General features: G+C 65.3%; 15 protein-coding genes. 5 read left to right on the top strand and 10 right to left on the bottom strand.

Translation table 11 applies throughout. The features are described from left to right. Nucleotides 1-5 precede the first annotated feature (5 nt). Nucleotides 6-1073 carry a phosphate ABC transporter substrate-binding protein PstS gene (gene pstS / locus QZ588_RS02860; RefSeq protein WP_295539666.1) on the bottom strand — a complete coding sequence of 356 codons (1068 nt, stop codon included), beginning with the start codon at nt 1071-1073 and terminating at the stop codon, nt 6-8. 718 nt (nt 1074-1791) lie between these two features. Here pstS and QZ588_RS02855 point away from each other — a divergent pair. Then, a complete protein-coding gene (locus tag QZ588_RS02855; protein WP_295539663.1) occupies nt 1792-2364 on the top strand; it encodes a YceI family protein in 573 nt (190 codons plus the stop codon). Between the two features lie 67 nt (nt 2365-2431). On the opposite strand, the gene QZ588_RS02850 is transcribed toward QZ588_RS02855, so the two are convergent. Beyond that, nucleotides 2432-2563 carry a hypothetical protein gene (locus QZ588_RS02850; RefSeq protein ID WP_295539660.1) on the bottom strand — a complete coding sequence of 44 codons (132 nt, stop codon included), beginning with the start codon at nt 2561-2563 and terminating at the stop codon, nt 2432-2434. A gap of 469 nt (nt 2564-3032) precedes the next feature. Here QZ588_RS02850 and mfd point away from each other — a divergent pair, with 469 nt between their 5' ends. Next, entirely contained in the window at nt 3033-6587 is a 3555-nt protein-coding gene (mfd, locus tag QZ588_RS02845) for a transcription-repair coupling factor (RefSeq protein ID WP_295539658.1), read from the top strand. Nucleotides 6588-6781: 194 nt separating this feature from the next. On the opposite strand, the gene QZ588_RS02840 is transcribed toward mfd, so the two are convergent. Further along, complete coding sequence (locus tag QZ588_RS02840; RefSeq protein ID WP_295539655.1) at nt 6782-9370, bottom strand: N,N-dimethylformamidase beta subunit family domain-containing protein; 2589 nt, start codon at nt 9368-9370, stop codon at nt 6782-6784. A 517-nt stretch (nt 9371-9887) separates the two neighbouring features. Between QZ588_RS02840 and idi the strand changes: the two genes are divergently transcribed. Both idi and QZ588_RS02830 read left to right on the top strand, forming a co-directional pair. Further along, nucleotides 9888-10481 carry an isopentenyl-diphosphate Delta-isomerase gene (gene idi, locus QZ588_RS02835; RefSeq protein ID WP_295539653.1) on the top strand — a complete coding sequence of 198 codons (594 nt, stop codon included), beginning with the start codon at nt 9888-9890 and terminating at the stop codon, nt 10479-10481. 150 nt (nt 10482-10631) lie between these two features. Next, on the top strand, nt 10632-11126 hold the full coding sequence (locus QZ588_RS02830) for an SCP2 sterol-binding domain-containing protein (RefSeq protein WP_295539651.1): 495 nt from the start codon (nt 10632-10634) through the stop codon (nt 11124-11126). 82 nt (nt 11127-11208) lie between these two features. Here QZ588_RS02830 and QZ588_RS02825 read toward each other — a convergent pair whose 3' ends face one another. Next, nucleotides 11209-11940 (bottom strand): lipocalin family protein, encoded by a 732-nt coding sequence (locus QZ588_RS02825; RefSeq protein ID WP_295539648.1) that lies wholly within the window; start codon nt 11938-11940, stop codon nt 11209-11211. A gap of 321 nt (nt 11941-12261) precedes the next feature. Here QZ588_RS02825 and QZ588_RS02820 point away from each other — a divergent pair, with 321 nt between their 5' ends. After that, on the top strand, nt 12262-13329 hold the full coding sequence (locus QZ588_RS02820) for a 3-deoxy-7-phosphoheptulonate synthase (protein ID WP_295539699.1): 1068 nt from the start codon (nt 12262-12264) through the stop codon (nt 13327-13329). Between the two features lie 70 nt (nt 13330-13399). On the opposite strand, the gene QZ588_RS02815 is transcribed toward QZ588_RS02820, so the two are convergent. The 6 genes from QZ588_RS02815 to QZ588_RS02790 all read right to left on the bottom strand — a co-directional run bounded on the left by QZ588_RS02815 (nt 13400) and on the right by QZ588_RS02790 (nt 19097). After that, nucleotides 13400-14527: a sulfur reduction protein DsrS gene (locus QZ588_RS02815; RefSeq protein WP_295539645.1), complete on the bottom strand. Its 1128-nt coding sequence runs from the start codon at nt 14525-14527 to the stop codon at nt 13400-13402. Nucleotides 14528-14551: 24 nt separating this feature from the next. Then, complete coding sequence (locus tag QZ588_RS02810) at nt 14552-14869, bottom strand: iron-sulfur cluster assembly accessory protein (RefSeq protein ID WP_295539696.1); 318 nt, start codon at nt 14867-14869, stop codon at nt 14552-14554. Between the two features lie 125 nt (nt 14870-14994). After that, nucleotides 14995-16377 (bottom strand): cobyrinate a,c-diamide synthase, encoded by a 1383-nt coding sequence (locus QZ588_RS02805; protein ID WP_295539642.1) that lies wholly within the window; start codon nt 16375-16377, stop codon nt 14995-14997. Between the two features lie 85 nt (nt 16378-16462). Beyond that, complete coding sequence (nrfD, locus tag QZ588_RS02800) at nt 16463-17689, bottom strand: NrfD/PsrC family molybdoenzyme membrane anchor subunit (protein WP_295539640.1); 1227 nt, start codon at nt 17687-17689, stop codon at nt 16463-16465. A gap of 77 nt (nt 17690-17766) precedes the next feature. Further along, entirely contained in the window at nt 17767-18576 is an 810-nt protein-coding gene (dsrO, locus tag QZ588_RS02795; RefSeq protein WP_295539637.1) for a sulfate reduction electron transfer complex DsrMKJOP subunit DsrO, read from the bottom strand. After that, a complete protein-coding gene (locus tag QZ588_RS02790; protein ID WP_295539634.1) occupies nt 18573-19097 on the bottom strand; it encodes a sulfur reduction protein DsrJ in 525 nt (174 codons plus the stop codon). Before QZ588_RS02790 ends, dsrO begins: the two co-directional genes overlap by 4 nt. Between the last annotated feature and the right edge of the window lie 37 nt (nt 19098-19134).

Here is a 19134-nt window from a genome sequence, read left to right as displayed (position 1 = left end):
AGCGGTTACTTGGGCCCGTCTACTAAGTCAAGCGCAGCGCGAACCTTTGCTTTGACGTTATCGGGCAACGGAATGTAGCCCATTTTCGGGGCGTCTTCCTGGCCAGCCGTCAAGCCGTACTCGACGAATTCCCGCAGGATCTTGGCTTTCTCAGCATCCTGGTGCTGATACAGGAGCATCCATGTAAAGGTTGCGATCGGATAAGCATCCGCGGATGGCGGATCACAGACCCAGACGCGCAGATCCGGTGTGCCTTTGTAGCCAGGGAGGTCGGTGCTAGGAAACTTGGCGCTGGCAAGCGCTGCCTTGCCGGAATCCTCACCGGGCTTGACGAATTCTCCGGCCTTGTTCTGGAGAATCGCCATCGGCTGGCCGGTCGCTTCGGCATAGCCATACTCGATATACCCGATGGCACCGGGGGTCTGCTTGATCATCGCCGCGACGCCGTCATTCTTCGGTGCGCCGACGAAGCTCTTGGGCCAGTTCACGGTTTTGCCGTGCCCGACTTCTTTTTTGAACTCGTCACTGGCGCAGGCCAGGTGGCCAGTGAAGACGTAGGTGGTGCCAGACGAGTCGGAGCGACGCACAACCGTCAGCTTGCCGTCCGGGAAGTCGATGCCCGGGTTGGCTTTCTTCAGTCGTGGATCCTGCCAGCTGTCGAGCTTGCCGAGGAAAATGTCGTTGACGACGTCTCGGGGCAATTTGAGTTGTGGGTCGCCCGGGAGGTTGTAGGAGAGGACGACCTCGCCTGCGGTCATGGGCAGCAGCACGACACCCTTGCCCTTGGGAACATTGGCGATCTCGTCATCGTTCATTGCTGCGTCGCTCGCCGCGAAGTCCACGGTCTCGCTGATAAACGCGCGGATACCTGCGCCACTGCCGACGGCTTGATATTGGACGCGGGTGTCCTTGTTTTTGGAACTGAAGTCTTTGGCCCACTTTGCGTATAGCGGAAACGGGAAGCTAGCTCCAGAGCCGCTCAGGGTAGTGTCGGCGAGCAGGTTTGCGGAGAACATGGTGGCTGCGACGCAGCCAGCCACGACGGGCAGGTTGAAGAACCGATTCATGGACATGGTTGATTTCTCCCGAAATCGGCGAGTAAGTGGGGGGTGAGTGGTCAGTGTGCAGCGGCATGGCGCGCAAGTCTGTGAATCTTTGATGAAGACATCCGGGAATCGCCGATGGTGGCCCGACGGCAGCGGTGGCGGGTGACAATGTTGGGAGCCCGCCGGCGAACGCGCGGGAGGAGCGGTCCCGGTGGGCCAACGCTCTTACGCGCAGTGGGCAGGGCCGCGGGCGAGCCATCGACGGCTAACGGCAGCGTCGTACCGTCCTAGCGTCGCGGGCGCGACCGGCAGATCGACGGGGGCCAACGGGCGCAAAGCACACGCCGATGGTGCTGGTTTGTGCCGCCCGAGGGGCTCGCAGCAGCGGCGATTCCGGTGGCGATGAGCAACCCGCCTGATCGCGACGGCCTGCGCCCTCAAGGGCCGCCTGAGTCATCCCATTGCGAACCGAAGACGTCCACTCGCCATCTGCGACTCACGCGACGAGTGTGCGCGCCTGTCTGCCACCACGACACCGAGGGCTGCAGGTGTGATGCCGTTCGTTGCCCATACGGCGGGCCCGGAAATCGACGGCAGCAACCGACCGCCGGGTTGAAGTGTGACGACACAACGAAGCACGTTTGTGAAATTTTTATGACGGGAGCAAGACTTACGCAGCCCCCGGCGACGCTCACCGAGGGGCGCAGGCGCGCGCCTGTAATGGTTCCAGCCCCCGCAAAACTCCTTGACCACCGCCATCGCCGGCGCTGCTCTGCCACCAGCCGTAACCGCCGCCGAAGTCGAGGCGTATGTCATCGACACCGAGGGCGCCCACGCCTTTGTCCAGTTCCGCATCAAGCATCTGGGCTACAGCTGGCTGTATGGACGGTTCAACGACTTCTCCGGTGGCTTCACCTACGACACCGAGAATCCCAGCAACGCCACCATCCAGGTGGACATCGAGACGGCGAGCCTGGACTCGAGCCATGCCGAGCGCGACAAGCACCTGCGCGGCGAAGACTTCCTGGACGTCGACGAGTACCCTGATGCGCGCTTCGAGAGCACCGCGGTCACCTGGAACGAAGACGGCACCGGTATTGTCAACGGTGACCTCACGCTGCGCGGCATCACCAAGCCAGTGACCCTGGAGGTGGAGGAAATCGGTGCCGGCCCCGATCCCTGGGGCGGCTACCGGCGGGGCTTCCAGGGCAGCACCAGCTTTCCGTTGAAGGGCTTCGGCATCGACTACGACCTGGGGCCGGCGGCCACCGACGTGGAAATGATCTTATCCGTGGAAGGCATCCGCCAGGACGGCTGAGGGCCGCGCCCCTGTCCAGAGCCGCTGCGCGGCCCGGCTGCGCCGGGCGCAGCGGCCATGCCGGTTTTCAGCGCCGCTGACCGGTCAGTTCTCTGACCACGCCCATCACGCGCGCCTGCATCTGCTTCGCCCACGCGGGCTGCGGCAGATTCCAGCCGACGACGATCCCCACCGCCACCCAAAACAGTATTGTCAGCATTTCGACCTCCATTGCGAGTTGCAAAAGGTTAGCACGGCGGCATTATTAACGGTCGCAAACAGATCCAGCCTAGCCCTCGGGCATCCGCGCACGTACGGTCGCAAACACCTCGCGCAGGCCCTGAAAGACGGCCGTCTCTGTGGGAACATACGGCCGCAACGCGGTGACCGCACGCCGCGGCGCCCTCCGCGGCGCGCCGAGGGGCATCACAACGAACCGCTCAGTACCGACCGACGAATCTGCCCGACGGGGACGGCCCAACGCCGTCGACATTGCCTAGCCCACCACGACCCATGATCCGGATGCTCTGCCACGCCACCGGCGACACACGCGCGTGTCACGCCCCCCTCCACGGCCTTTGCGATGACCACGAGCGCGCCGTAGCCCGGCGCCGGTGCGTCGCACGCGGTCATGTCCCGCTGGCGGCCACCGCCGCGAGCCGCGTCCGCGCCACCGCCGGAGACCTGCCATGAGCCTCTCTGCCGTCACATCCATGGTGCCGGGCGACGGCGACGCCATCGAGGCATCACCGCTGGCTCCACCGCTGCCCACGGCCAGCGGCGAGCGCCTGCTGTGGGGACGGCTCTACGGCGCCGCCGGTGCCCTCGCCATCGCCCGCGCCGCCCGCCAGGCGCATCGCCCAATCCTCGCCGCAGTGGCCGACATGCCCGCGGCGACTCAGCTGCGCGAGGAGCTGAGCTTCTTCCTGCGCGGCGGCGCGGACGGCGAAGACATCCCGGTGCTGACCTTTCCGGACTGGGAGACGCTGCCCTACGACGTCTTCTCGCCGCTGCCGGAGCTGGTCTCCGAGCGCCTGCTGACGCTGCATCGGCTGCCCGAGCTCAGCCGCGGCGTGCTGGTGGTGCCCGTGGGCACCCTGCTGCAGCGCCTGCCGCCGCGGGATTTCGTGGATGGCCACACCATGGTGCTCGCGGTGGGCGACCGCCTGGACCTGGATGCCACGCGCACGCGCCTGACCCACGCCGGCTATCAGTGTGTGTCGCAGGTCATCGCCCACGGCGAGTTCGCGGTGCGCGGCGCCCTGCTGGACGTCTTCCCCATGGGCGGCCAGCAGCCCCTGCGCATCGACCTCTTCGACGATGAGGTGGAGAGCATCCGCACCTTCGATCCGGACAGCCAGCGCTCGCTGACGAAGCTCAGCCGGGTGCGCATGCTGCCGGCGCGGGAGTATCCCACCGACGACGCCGCCATCAGCGCCTTTCGCCAGCGCTGGCGCGCCGCCATCGACGCCGACCCCAAGGCCAGCATCATCTATCGGGAAGTCTCCGCAGGCCGCATGCCCGGCGGCATCGAGTACTACCTGCCGCTGTTCTTCGACGACACCGCCACACTATTCGACTATCTGCCCGATGCGACCCTCGCCTTCGAGCATGCGGACGTGCGCGACGCCGCCGACGAGGCCCTCGGGCGCATCGAGCAGCGCTACGAGCAGCGCCGACACGATCCCGAGCGGCCGTTGCTGCCGCCCCGCGCGCTGTACCTGGGCCGTGACGACCTCGCCGCGCGCCTGAACACCCGGCCCGGCGTCTGCTGGCAGTCGCCGGAGGTGCCGGCGCGGCGCAAGGGCTACGCCGCCGTGCACAACTTCGCCACCGCGACGCCGCCGGCGCTGGCGATCCACGCCCGCGCCGAGCGCCCGGCGGCGGCGCTGCAGGCCTTTGTGCACACGCCCGGACAGCGCACGCTGTTCATCGCCGAGAGCAGCGGCCGCCGCGAGCTGCTGCTGGAGAGTCTGCAGGGCTTTCGCATCACGCCCCAGGCGGTGGCTGGCTGGCAGGCCTTCGTCGATACCGACACCGCCGTCGGCATCACCGTCGCGCCGCTGGAGCAGCCCCTGGTGCTGCCCGGCGTGCTGCCCGGCGCGCTGCCCAACACGCCGGGGCGCCTCGCCATCATCACCGAGACCCAGCTCTACGGCGAGCGGGTGCGCCAGGAGCGCCGGCGCAAGCAAAAGGCCCGCGACGGCGAAGCGGTGGTGCGCAATCTCGCCGAGCTACACGAAGGCGCGCCGGTGGTGCACGAGGAGCACGGCGTCGGGCGCTTCATCGGCCTGCAAAGCCTGCGGGTGGCCGGCGAGCAAACCGAGTTTCTGGCGCTGGAATACGCCAGGGGCGACAAGCTCTACGTGCCGGTCAGCTCCCTGCACCTGATCTCGCGCTACACCGGCGCCGCGCCCGAGAACGCCCCCCTGCACCGCCTGGGCAGCGATCAATGGGACAAGGTCAAGCGCAAGGCGGCGCAAAAGGCCCACGACGTCGCCGCCGAGCTGCTGGACATCTATGCCCGCCGCGAGGCCAGGCGGGGTGTGGCTTTTCCGGACCCGGGCGCCGACTACCAGGCCTTCGCCAGTGCCTTCGAGTTCGAGGAGACGCCGGATCAGCAGCGCGCCATCGAGGCCATCATGGCGGACATGGCGAAACCCAAGCCCATGGACCGCGTGGTCTGCGGCGACGTCGGCTTCGGCAAGACCGAAGTCGCCATGCGCGCCGCCTTCGTCGCCGTGAGCGCCGGCAGGCAGGTGGCGGTGCTGGTGCCGACGACGCTGCTGGCGCAGCAGCACTACCAAAACTTTGCGGACCGCTTCGCCGATTGGCCGGTCAAGGTCGAGAGCCTGTCGCGCTTTCGCAATCAGAAGGAGACCAAGGCCGTCGTCGACGGCCTCGCCGCGGGCACCGTGGACATTGTCGTCGGCACCCACAAGCTGCTCCAGGGCAGCACCAAGTTCAAGCATCTGGGGCTCGCCATCATCGACGAGGAGCACCGCTTCGGCGTGCGACACAAGGAGCAGCTCAAGAACCTGCGCAGCGAGGTTGACGTGCTCACCCTCACCGCCACGCCCATCCCGCGCACCCTGAACATGGCCATGTCAGGCATGCGCGATCTCTCCATCATCGCCACGCCGCCGGTGGAGCGTCATCCCATCAAGACCTTCGTCTCGCCCTGGAACGATGGGCTCATCCAGGAGGCCTGCCAGCGTGAAATCGCCCGCGGCGGCCAGGTTTACTTCCTGCACAACGAGGTGGAGACCATCGAGAACATGGCGCAGAAAGTGGAAGCCCTGGTGCCCGCCGCGCGGGTGGAGTACGCCCATGGCCAGATGCGCGAGAAGGAGCTGGAGCGCGTGATGCGGGACTTCTACCACCGCCGCTTCAACCTGTTGGTGTGCACCACCATCGTCGAGTCCGGCATCGATGTGCCGAGCGCCAACACCATCGTCATCAACCGTGCCGACAAGCTCGGCCTGGCGCAGCTGCACCAGCTGCGCGGGCGCGTCGGGCGCTCTCACCACCGCGCCTATGCCTACCTCATCACCCCGCCCGCCAAGGCCATGACCGAGGACGCCAAAAAGCGCCTGGAGGCCATCGAGTCCCTGGAGGACCTCGGCGCCGGCTTCACCCTGGCGACGCATGATCTCGAAATCCGCGGCGCCGGCGAGCTGCTGGGCGAGGAGCAGTCCGGGCAGATCCACGAAATCGGCTTCACGCTGTACATGGAACTGCTGGAGCGCGCCGTGCAGGCGCTCAAGGCGGGGCGCACGCCGGCGCTCGACCGCCCGCTCGACCATGGCGCCGAGATCGACTTAGGGCTGCCGGCGCTCCTTCCCACCGACTACTTGCCGGACGTGCACACGCGCCTGGTCACCTACAAGCGTATCGCCAGCGCCGAGACCCCGGATGATCTGAAGGATCTGAAGGTGGAGATGATCGACCGCTTCGGGCTGCTGCCGGAGCCCACCGAGACGCTCTTCGCCGTCACTGCGCTGAAGCTCAAGGTGCAGCCGCTTGGCATCAAGAAGCTCGAGGCCGGCCCCAGGGGCGGGCGCATCGTCTTCGGCGAGCAGCCGAACATCGACCACATGAAGCTCATCCAACTCATCCAGTCGCACCCCAAGGACTACAAGCTCGATCAAGCCGCCGGCGCGCTGCGCTTCACCATGGACATGACCGATCCCAACAGGCGCATCGCGCAGGTGGAGACGGTGGTGGCGAAACTGGCAGGCTGAGGACCAGCCGCAACACGCCCGGCTCGACCCCATCGCGCCGGCCCAGCCTGCCGAGGCACTGCGCCGACTCGACCGCCACCGCCGTACGGCCCCGGCGCCGAGGCGCGGGGCCCGCGCCGGTATACCCGTCGCCCCCCGGTCATCGGTTTCCGCGGGCTGCTCCCGAGAGACCTTGACGGTCCCCCGGCACCCGATCATTCATTCCCCCGCAGCTGCACATTATCCAACCGCCCGCTGCCGCGGATGAGCAGCGTATTGACCTGCAGTAACTCCACGCCGGGCTCTGCGCTGCGCAAATCCGCAGCCAGATCGCGCTCGATGCGCTGCCAGGCACCATTTGTCAGTGTCTGGTCGAGGCCGTAGTGGATATAGTTTTCCCAGGTCCAGTCGTTGCCAAGACCCGCTGGGCTGTAATGCAAATAACGTTGCCCAGCGCTGGTTTCGACGTCGATATAAAGCAGGAAAGGCTCGCTGTAGCTCAGCTCCAGTGCCAGCAGGCTGCGCTCGCCGTCTTGCCAATCGTTGCCGGATGGATCGCGTAGCTGGTATCCGGTGTCCGTGCCCGTGCCCTGCAGCGCGATCACCCGACTGCCCTGCTGGCTGTCTTGCAGGTTTTCAATACTGCCGAGACCGGCATAGACCCGCCAGCCGGCCGTCTCTCCATCTTCCGCGTCTTCATAGGTGCGGATATTCTCCGGCGCCGATGCGGTTCGACTCAGCGCGATGTCATCGACGCGTCCGCTGCCCCGGATCAGTATGCGGTTGACTTGCACCAGCGTCGACTCTGGCTCGACCGCCTGCAGGTCGGCGGCGAGATCGCGCTCGAGACGCTGCCAGCCACCACCGGCGAGATCGCCGTCGAGGCCGTAGTGGATATAATTTTCCCAGGTCCAGTTATCGCCGATGCCCGTCGGGCTGTAGTACAGATAGCGTTGGCCGGCGCTGGTATCGACATCCACATAAACCGTAAAGGGCTCGCCATAGCTGAGGGCCAACGACAGCAATGTGCGCTCGCGATCCTGCCAGGCGGACCCATCTGCGCTGCTCAGCACATAGCCGGTCTCCATACCATCGCCCGTGAGCGCGATCACACAACTGCCGCGCTCTTCGTCCAGTCGGTTCTCGATGTTGCCGGTGCCGGCATAGACTCGCCATCCGGCGGTATCGCCATCTTCGGCGTCTTCATAGACCAGACGCTCATCACCGGCATCGGTCGGCGTGCCCGACGCGCCCAGCGGCGAGCCGCAGGGCGACGGTTCCTCAGGCGGTGCGGCGCCGGTGAAGGCGGCAATCAGGTTGGCGGTGGTCTGCTGGATGCGCGGGTCGACGTAGCCCGGCTCGTCCAGGGCCCAGCTCCAGCTCATGGTGCCGCTGGCGAACACCCAGGCTCCGCTCGGGGCCTGATAAATGGAGGCATTGGCGATCACCGTGTTGCCGTAGGCATCCTGGTAGGGCGAGGCCGACAGCAAGGTTTGATCCGTGCCGGGCGGCGTCGCATATTCCGGCTGAAAGCTGTCGATCTCGTAGCCGATAATGCCCCGCACGCGATCGCCATCGCTGAAGCCGGTGCCTTGGTAGAGCCAGTGATCACTCTTGCTGACCACGAAGTCAGTATTCTCGTCCCAATCGCCGAAGGACAGGTATTGCACACCGATGAGCTGTTGCTCGGCACGTCCGGGAATGTCACGAAAGAGGATTGTCTTGCGCTGCAGATCGGTCACCGGATCGAGCTGCTGATTTTTATAAACGGTGATGATCCGGTCTGGCACACCATCGCCGGATGGCTCGAAACGAGCTTGCCAATAACCCGCATTGGCACCAAAAAAGGCCAGGTGCACGCCGGCGTCCCGTGCAGCCGTCACGGCATCGCGCATGGCTTTCGACCAGTATTCGTCATGTCCGGTGGAAAGAAATGCGGAGAAATCCAGCAGCCGTGACGGCCTGCGATGGGTATCGATATTGGTGCTGTAGCTGACGTCATAGCCCTGGCGCTCGAGCCAGCGCAGCAGCTGGAACTCCCAATCGAAGAAGCTGCCGTCGCCCTTGCGGGCATAGGGACGATCAAACGAGACCTTGACTGCACGCAGCTCACCAGCCACCGTATCACGGCCATAGCTATTGAAGTTGTAGAGGCTCTTGCCCGTGCGGCCGTCATCCGGATAGTTATTATAGGCCTGATCGGTGGTCACCGAGCGCTGGAACAGCAGATCGGCGGTGCGCTCGTCATCACGCACCACAAAGATGATGTAATTATCGAAGCCTTCAGCATTGATCAACTTGGCGGCATAGACCCCACTGACCCATTCATCGGGAATACTGAGACTGTAGTCCGCCGACCAGGGTGTCGTGATCAGGCCCGTGGTCTCGTCCAGGACGGCAGGCGGCTGCGTGCGCCCCTGCAACGGGTCACTCGCCATCATGAAGCGGCCACCGGTGCCACCGTACCAGCCCATCCGATAAATCTGGATGCGATAGTCTTGCGGTGGCGACACCGACACATGAAAATCGAGCCGCTCGCCGTGGGCCACGCTCGCCTTGGACGCATAGCCCTTGATCTGGTGCTCGCGGTCGTTGGCGGGCTTGCTGAGCACCCAGTCCCAGGTGCCTTGCTGGCGATTCTCGATCACGATCGGATTGTCGGCTGCACGGGCCGTTGCTGCGGCGGCCAGGCAGCAGAGACCCAGCGCGAGGGCGAGGAGGCTCGCCGGAATCGTGTGGACGGCGGCACCACCCTGGGGTGCCCGTGTCGGGCGACGGCGGTCCGCATGACGGGGGTCAGGCATCGATATGGCTCCCTGTTGCCGCATTGCTGGTGCCTGGGATAGCAGGATCGGCCAGGCAGTCGTCACAAGGGCTTGAGTGTTCCATATCGGTCGACGCCATTCAGTCGGTGGACCCCGGGTTGCAGCCTGCGGATCAGGCGCAATCCGGCTTCAGTCGAGCCGCCAGCCCAGGCGCCCGGTTTTTCCCTGCCGCCGGAGCGCCGCAGCAGCCAGGTATCGTTGTAGGCACAGGGCGGGCGCTGCCCGGGGCGACGGCTGCGGACATTGCGAATGTCTTGCCTGAGGACAAAAACACTTAAAGTGTGATGACGGCCGCCGGGCCGGCACACGATTGCCGATCGTCAACCGCCTGCGATGCGGTTTGTGGCAGTCTTATCCCTCAGGGCGCGCCCGGGTCAGTTGGCGCTGTCAACGCCCCACCGGCGCCCGACTGGCGGCCGCGGTCATCGGGTTGCGGTGGCGGTGGGATCGGCTGCCGACGCACCGGCGCGCGGCCCGAACGGGCAGGAGATCGCACTTGAGCAAGCACAAGACCGTATCCTTCGATCATGAGCCGCTGATCCTGGTGGACGGCGAGGATAACGTCACCGGCTACGAGACCAAGGCCAACGCCCACCTCGGGGACGGCTTACTGCACCGTGCCTTTTCGATCTTCCTGTTCACGGAGCAGGACGAGGTGCTGCTGCAACAACGCAGCGGCGAGAAGCCGCTCTGGCCCCTGTACTGGTCCAACAGCTGTTGCAGCCATCCCCGGCGTGGCGAGAGCTACGAGCAGGCCGTGCATCGCCGGCTGCGTGAAGAGCTCGCCGTCGACGCGGACCTCGAGTTCCTCTACCGCTTTCAATATCAGGCGGCGTTCAGGGACGCCGGCGCCGAGCACGAGCTATGCTCCGTATTCGTCGGCAAGGTGCCGTCGTCGGTGCGGATCGATGTCAATCCCAGCGAAATCGCGGCCTGGCAATGGCTGCCCTGTGTCGACGTCGATCGCCTGACCCAGCAGCATCCGGATCGTGTGACCCCCTGGTTCGTCATGGAATGGCGGCGACTGCGCACCGAGTTCTGGCCGGCGATCCATGGCCTGAAGGCCCGGGGCATGATCTCGGCCGCCTGAGTATCGCCCCGGCGCCCGCCCGATCTGGTGGTCATCGCCACCGTCATGCCGTCGGGGCGCTGTAGCGCGTGCGGCGACAAGTGGCCGCGCCGTCCACACGCCCCGATGGCCGCACCCCGTCCGTCGCCCTTCGCCTCGTTGAATGCCCACATGTCCGAGCACACAGACGTCTTCCACGCACCACGCCTCCCCGCATTACTGACGCTGCCGTTCGGACTCATCCCGGGTCGACTGAACAGCGCCGCGCTCGCGCAGATCCTGAACCGGGTCTTCCAGCCTGAGCTGGCGGACGGGGAGCTCGACTTCCTGGAGCAGAAGGTCATGCGCATCAGCGTGCAGGATGCCCGCCTCCATTACCGACTCACGCTGCGGCGGGGTCGCCTGGAGGCGGCCCGGCAGGGCGCACCCGATGACCTCAGCATCGAGGGCAACACCTTCGAGTTCTTGCTGTTGGCCACACGCCGGGAGGACCCGGACACGCTGTTCTTCAACCGGCGCCTGCGCCTCGGCGGAGATACCGAGCTGGGGCTCTATGCGAAGAACCTGCTGGACAGCATTGAGCTCGAGGGGCGCGTCGGGCCGCTGCTCGCCGTGATGAATCAAGCGACAGAACTGCTGAGTCGCTTCGGCGTCCAGCGACGCTGACGGCGCGATCCATGACGCAAGCCCCGCCCCCGGGGCGCGAACACGGTGGCGGGGATGCCGCGCGCCACCCTGCGAGCCCGGCTCAATCAGTCGCGGCGGTGGCCGCTGCGTCGGCGGTTGCTGCGCTCGCCGGGTCCTGACGGGTACGCAGGAACTCGTTCGCCGGGAAGCCCTGGGACGCAAATTCTGCGAGCCAGGCCGCGATGAGACGCTCGCTCGGGTGGCGCTCTCGGCTCAGCACCCAGGCGCGCTTGCGTGTGGGCTGCCCCACCAGCGCGTACTCGTAGTCGGCGCCGACGCCGATGATCCAGTAATCGTCCCAAAGCACATGCACGCCGTAGAGGGTACGGAAGCTGATCTCGAGCCGCGCGTTGGTGCCGCGGTCGCTCACCCGCGCGATCCCCTTGGCGCTGCCGATGGTGCCGTCCTGATGCGTACAGCGGTTGGTCACGTAGACCATTCCATCGTCGCCCAACACATAGTCGGCGTGCACGTCTTTCACACAGCGGCGCTGCGTGAAGTAAGGTAGCCGGGCGATCTCGTACCAACGGCCCATGTAGCGGCGCAGATCCACGTGACCGGCCGTCGCAGGCGCCATCAGATGCACCTTGGGCTTGCGCAGCCGTGTGCTGACGATCACCTGCGCCTCGTCCGCGTCCGCCGTCGGTTGGTCTTTGGGCGCGGCGTAAATCTCCTCGGCCCAGGTATCGGGTGTCTCCGCGCGGCGACGCCGGCGCCCGCGCCGCTGGGCGCGGATGGGGCCCGTCGGGCGTGGTGGTTGCCCCGGCCCCTGGCTGGATCCGTCATTGTTCATTGCGGTGCTCGATCTCGCAGCAGCGCCGGCGACGCTCGGCGGCAATGGCTAAACGGCCGGGCATCGGGCGGCGCGAAAGACTGTGCGGCGGCACGTCTGTGCACCCGCCGACAAAAACCCCTTATTGTAAGGTCTGGCCGTAGCGACAAGCCATGCCCGTCACCGGGTCTTGGCCGATACGCCTGCGGCCACCCAAAACGCCTTCAGGTATACTCAGGGGTCTCATCCGTGGCGGTCACCGTCCGGCGTTGCGCCGGCGGCTCCGTCGACGGCGTCGCCATCTGCTCAGACAACCGCGCCCATCGCGCGCCCTCGGAATCCATGCGCCCCGAAACCGACGATCTCCGTATCCGTGACATCAAGCAGGTCATCCCGCCGAAAGATCTGCATGCCGAATTCCCGATCACCGAGACGGCAGCAGCGACCGTTTTCAACGCCCGCAGCGAAATCCAGCGCATCCTGCACGGCGACGACGACCGGCTGTTGGTGGTGGTGGGGCCCTGCTCGGTGCACGACACGGAGGCGGCCGTCGATTATGCCCAGCGCCTGGCGGCGATCCGCCGGACACTGGCGGACCGACTGATGATCGTCATGCGGGTGTATTTCGAGAAACCGCGGTCCACCGTCGGCTGGAAGGGGCTCATCAATGACCCGGGTCTCGACGGCAGCTTCGAGATCAACAAGGGCTTGGGCTTGGCGCGTAAGCTCCTGTTAGACCTGAACGAGCTGGGCGTGCCTGCGGGCACGGAGTTCCTCGACCTCATCAGCCCGCAATACATCGCAGATCTCGTCAGCTGGGGGGCGATCGGCGCACGCACCACCGAAAGCCAGGGCCATCGCGAGCTCGCCTCCGGTCTGTCCTGCCCGGTGGGCTTCAAGAATGCCACCGACGGCAGCGTCAAGGTGGCCATCGACGCCATCCATGCTGCTGCCCGCCCGCACGTCTTCATGTCCCTGACCAAGGACGGCCAATCCGCCATCTTCAGCACCCGCGGCAACCTCGATACGCACATCATCCTGCGTGGCGGCGGCCGCCCGAACTACGATACCGAGAGCGTCAACATCGCCGCAGCAGCCATTGAAGCGGCCGGGCTGCGGCCGAAGATCATGATCGACTTCAGCCACGCCAACAGCCGCAAACAGCATGAGAAGCAGATTCGCGTCTGTGAAGACGTGGCCGGACAAATCGCCCGCGGCGACCGGCGTATCGTCGGTGCCATGATCGAAAGCCACCTCGTTGCCGGACGCCAAGACCTGAAGCCAGAGGTCACGCTGCGCTACGGCCAAAGCATCACCGACGCCTGTATCGGCTGGGACGACACCGTCCCGATGCTCGAGGAACTGGCCGACGCCGCCGCCCGCCGGCGGGCACCGAAGCGACCGCGCTGAGGCGAGCCAGCCCGAGGGCGCCAGCCCAAGGGAAACCGGCGCGGCGATCGATGGCCGGATGCCCGCCCGTTTACGCCGCCGGGCGGCGAAGCTGCGCGAGCTGTGCCTGAACGGGGTCCAGGATGGGCTTCAGCTTGCGCCGCATCAAGCTGCCGAGGGTGGTGGGATCGCTCAGCACGGGCCGGATGACACCATAGCCCACCCCCGAGAGGATGCGCATGGCGATGATATCCGCATGTACCTCGGGACAGCGAGCGAGCAGCTCATGGACCGACGCCGGCGCCGCCTTTGGGTCTGTGAAAGCGCTCGCCTCCGCGGTGATGTCCGCCAGTGGACGCTTGGGATCGCCTTGCGTGCGCAGGGCACCGAAATAATCCCGTAAGCAGTCGAAGGCGGCGGTGACGACGTCCTGATTCGGCGGCTTGTCGAGCACCGCTGACAGCGTCTTCAGGTAGGTCTGCCCCGGCGCCGATGTGACACGTAACAACAGGCCGGCGGCGGCGTTGCCGGCGGCGTGCAGCGGCGCCAGCCGCTCGGCGAGGGCGACATGGTCGCCGCGCGGCGCGACCGGCTGTGGCAGGTCATCGGGCAGGGCCTGGAGAAAGCCCACCAGGTATGCCTGCTTGCGCCCGGACTTCGACCAGAGGTCTTCGATTTTCGCGGAATCCAGCAGACCAGGCTGAAGGATGAGGCGCACCGAGTCCGTCTGTTGGTCGGTCTCGGTCTCGAAGGGCAGATAATCGAGCACATACTCCGCCAGGACCGGCCCCATGGCGCTGGCGACGATGTTGGGATTGTGCAGCATGCGCCGGGCGTTGTCGGCGTCCTCCATGGCCCACCAGGCGCGCCGCGCGAGCTCTTCCGTCAGACCCGGTGAGCCGACCGCAGCCACCACGGCTTCGGGCTCGCCGAGCATGAGCAGCTGCTCCAGACTCTCGTCGCGCATTTGACCCATGCGCGTCCAGCGCTTGAGATAGACGGGGTAGCCACCGGGCGAGCCGAGGATGTGGCCCGAGATCAGTTCTTTGACGGCGCGCAGATACTGTTCCGGGCGCGCGGTGGGATTGAGCTCGACCTTGGCCTCGCCTTTTTCAGACAAGCCGTAGACGATGAGCTTGGACTCATCGATGCGGATCGCCTTCGGCTTGTTGGCGAGCAGCACATTGAGGCGGAAGTTATCTTCGCTCGCAAGTTCCATGGCTCGCCCCTCGCCACCCCGGTCTCAGGCATCCGACGGCGGCTGATAGTGCGGGTCCTTTGGATTCATGAAGATGAAGTGCATCTTGCCCGCTTCCACCTCGGCATAATCCATGACGGCCTGATCCAGCAGCGGCACGTCTTCCGGCGACATCACCAGGTCGACGCCCTCGCTCTGAAAGCGGATATCGTCTTCCTGAATGGAGTCTTCGAAGCCCATCCGATACTCGATGGCACCATCGGGTTTTTGCTCGGCGGCGAGGCGCAACGACATGCCCTCGGCATTGCCCTGTTTCGCCGCTTTCAGAACTTGTTCGGCCGCAGCCGGCGTCAACTTGAACATGCCTTTTTTCCCACTGCTGTCTGCGGAGCCGGCGAGCGCCGCGCCGGCATCGTCTTTAGCGCGATCATAACGCGCTGCTCGTGACGTCGTCGCCCCCTGCTGCGCCATCGCGAAGCCGTCCCCCCTCATTGCAAGGATCGCACATGGTCGAGGAATCGCCCGGTCCAGCCGGTGCCGCCGACGTCGCGGAGGTGCGCATAGCTCGCGAGCAGGTTCCACCGGACGATGCCATCGTGACGGCCGTCGACACCCCGTCCACGCAGTACCCGATAGCCGTAAGCCCAGTCGGGGTCGGGGCTCACGATGGCAGAATGGTGAAACTCGTGCGCGCGGATCTCGACCCGGCTGTCACCTCCACGCTGGGGCGGCCAGGGAAAGGCATCGGTCTGCGCAAGGTGCACATAACCGCGGCCTTGCGGACGTCGATGCATCGCCACCTCCGCACGCAGGACACCGCACATACGACAGGCGCGCTCTTGCCAGTGCAGCCGCTCCGTCAGGTACATCAGCCCTCCGCACTCTGCGTAGACGGCATTGCCGTCGTGGATGAAGTCTGCCACCGCACGACGCATGGTGGTATTGGCTTCAAGCTCCCGCATGTACACTTCCGGAAAGCCGCCGCCGATGAACAACGCCTCGACATCGGGCAGTTGCGCGTCAGCAATGGGACTGAATGCGATCAGCTCGGCGCCGGCGGCGGTGAAGGCGGCGAGATCGTCTGGATAGTAGAAACCAAAGGCCTCATCCCGGGCGATGCCAATGCGCACCGGGCTCGCACACCCGGCGGACCGCCCAGCCGGCGGCGGCATCACCTCGGGCTGTGCCGGTGCCGTCGCGGCCATACGCTCCACCGCATTCAGATCCACGTGTGCGGCGACGACATCGGCGATGCGATCGACCATGGCATCCGCAGTTTGCGCCTCGTTGGTGGGCATGAGCCCCAGATGACGCTCTTCGATGCCCATATCTGCTTGCCGCGGCAGCGCTCCGATCACCGGCAAATCCGTGTAGTGCTCCACCACCCGGCGCAGGTTGGCCTCGTGCCGCTCACCACCGACCTTGTTCAGGATGACGCCGGCGATGCGCAGCGCCGGATCGAAGGCCAGGTACCCCAGCAGCAGGGGCGCAATACTCCGACTCATACCCTGAACATCCACCACCAGCAGCACCGGCGCCTCGAGTAACTTGGCAAGCTCCGCATTGCTGTGGGCGCCTTGCACATCCATGCTGTCGAAGAGCGCCACGTTGCCCTCGATGAGGCCGAGCGCAGCCGGCCCCAGGGCACGCGCGAAGGCAGACCTGATTTCTGCCACCGGCGTGGTGTAGTAGTCCAGATTCAGACAATCACGCCCGGCGGCCCGGGACAGCCACAGTGGGTCGATGTAATCCGGGCCTTTTTTGAACGGCTGCACCGCGTGGCCACGCCGACGCAATGCCCGCGCAAGACCAATCCCTAGCGTCGTTTTGCCGGAAGACTTGCGGGTGGCCGCGAGATAAAAATGGGCCATATCGCGAAGAGCGAAGGTCGCGCTCCGAATGCACAGGAAGCGGACGCCGTTAGCGTCCGCGCGAGACCAATCGGCATGATGTCATTCAGACCGGCTCGACGAGACCGTCCATGTCCCTGTCCGACAACGACTCCGGCAGGAACTGCAGGACGCGAATCCCGACCGAGACGATGAGCATTGCCACGGCAACGCCGCCGATGCCGAGCAGCAACTCGGCGAGGGTCGGCATGTACGGGGCGACGGCACCACCGATATCACCGGGCGCACCGAAGGCCAGAACGCTCTTACCCGGGAACATCTCCAGCGGGAAGGCCTGACTGCCGATGATAATCACGTACATGGCCGCAAGACCGCCGGCGATCACCAGCGCACAGGCGGTTGCGATCCAGTTTCGATCTGTGCTCAGACGTGGGTGGTAGATGATCCCAAGCGGCAACAGACCGCCCACCAGGACCCAGCCGCCCCAGAACATCAGGGTGTAGATACCACCTTGGAGCAATAGGAATGACTCGAAGTCCGTGCTCTTCGCACCATAGAGGTTGGTGAGGTGGTAGATCAGGGTGAAATAGAGGATGCCCGCGACGAAAAGGCCAAGCAGATTCTTGAGGCGCCTGAGGATCTTCGGACCGATCGGCCGCCCGTCCCACGCGAAGCTGGTGAGCAGCACGAGCATGTAGATTGCCACACCGTAAGCGAACGACATGACCACGAACATGGGCGCCAGCACCGCCGTGTCGTACGCAGACCGCCCCACCAGAAAGCCGAAAATCGAGCCAGTACCCGTGGTGAGCGCCAGACGCCAGAGGAATGCGAAAATACCCACCGGACGCTGCAGGAAATTCCCCTTACGCTCGGCCATGGTCCAGAGATAGCCGATGGTGATCGCGAGGAAGCCGGTATACAGGAAGATATTCCAGGCGAAGATGGAATTGAAGTTATAGGTGGTCATGGCGACGAGCAGCCGGTCCGGGCGGCCCAAGTCGAGCACCAGGACCAGGAGACCACCCACCAGGAGCCCAGCGGCGAGCAGACCCGACAGACGCCCCAAGGGCTTGTATGCGGGCTTATTGAACACCGTGCCGATGGATGCAACGTTGAGCGCCCCCGAAGCGGCTACGATCAAAAACACGGCGAAAACGTGCGGCAGCCCCCAGACGACTGAGTTGGTCATGCCTGTGACCCAATGCCCCTCGTGCTCCATGTACAAGGCCGACGCGCCACCAATGGCGATGACGGTGGCGAGGATAGCGAGCAAGCCCCAGTAACGTTCGGGCTGTATCAACCACTCGCGGTAGACGATTCTCTTGCTCATCGCTCGATCTCGGTGCTTTGGCCATGACGGTTCGGCGACCGCCATGGGCCAGGCGCGCGACGGCGCCGGGGATTGGGTCAAAGACCGGCGTAGCGCACGCCGGTGTTGAGCTGCAGATCTTCACGAATCTGTCGGCTCGCCTGCTTCGCCATGGCCTGTCGTACGGGACTGGTCGGATCTTTCAGGTCGCCGAAGACGATGGCGTGGTGATTTTCGTCGGCACAAGCCTGGGCGCAGGCGGTGGAGATATCGCCTTCGTCCAACCGGTGCGCGCACAGGTTACAGCTCTCGACGCAGCCCTTGCCGCGGGGTGCCCGTGTCAGCTTCTGATCCACCTGCTCATGAATAAAGGAGCGCGCCTTGTACGGGCAGGCCATCATGCAATAGCGACAACCAATGCAGGTGTGGCGGTCAACCATCACAATGCCATCGGCCCGCTTGAAGGACGCACCCGTGGGACACACGTCGACGCAGGGTGGGTGCTCACAATGCTGACACATCAGTGGCAGGTTGGTGACATGTCCACTCGCCCGATCTTGCAGCTTCACTTTGCGTATCCACACGGAACGCTGATTCTGCCACTTGGCTTCGTTACTCCCGTGCGGCTCGGACTGCAGGTTGAGGCCGTTTTCCTGATCGCAGGCATCGACGCACGCCGTACAGCCGTCGGCGCACTTGCTAGCGTCCACGAACATACCCCAGCGGTGGATCTTGGACACCGGTTCGGTGCGCGGTGCCGACGCCGCATCAGTGGCGACCGCCGCGGCGAGACCGCCGAGTGTGAGTGCGCCGGAGCCCACGGCAGTACCTGCCACAGTTCCAGCGGTGGCGACACCCAGGAAACGGCGCCGTTGTGTATCGACTCGTTGCTCCTCTTCTCGACTCATCGTGTCTTGCTCTCCGGAGCGGCGGCGCTACCAGCCGACGCGGTTGCGGCGGCAGCCTGCGTTTCCACCCCTGGCACCAACGAGTGCCCCATGGTCGGATGAACTTGATTCCAGGCTTCGCCTTGGGGAACGGTGGCATGGCAGTCGAAGCAGTTCAGCGTCACCGCCGCATAGTCGTGGCAGGCGGAACAAAACTGATCGTCATCATCGATGGCGACGGGCTGATGCTTGTCATCGTAGCCAACGTGACATTCCACGCAGCCGGACAGGCTATGCTTGGTGGAGCGAATGCCACCATAGACGGTGGTGTCGCGTTGATGACGAATGACTTCCATATGATTGCGGCGCATGTACTCCGTAGGCTCGACGCAGTTCTCGAGACCCGCCGCCTTGGAACTGCCGACGACGAAGTCGCCGATGCCGGTGGCCTGTACCGTGCCAGCCAGACCGAGCCAGAGCAGCGCCGTCAGCGCAACCGCAGCGCTCGCACCTGGGACCGTCGTGAACCGGTAATCTCTCATCGCTCTACTCCGGCCCGCGGCGGTCTCTCGATACCGC

Origin of the sequence: uncultured Thiohalocapsa sp. (genome assembly GCF_913062725.1) — a bacterium.
Taxonomy (GTDB): domain Bacteria; phylum Pseudomonadota; class Gammaproteobacteria; order Chromatiales; family Chromatiaceae; genus Thiohalocapsa.
This window is presented reverse-complemented; position numbering and strand designations above follow the sequence as displayed.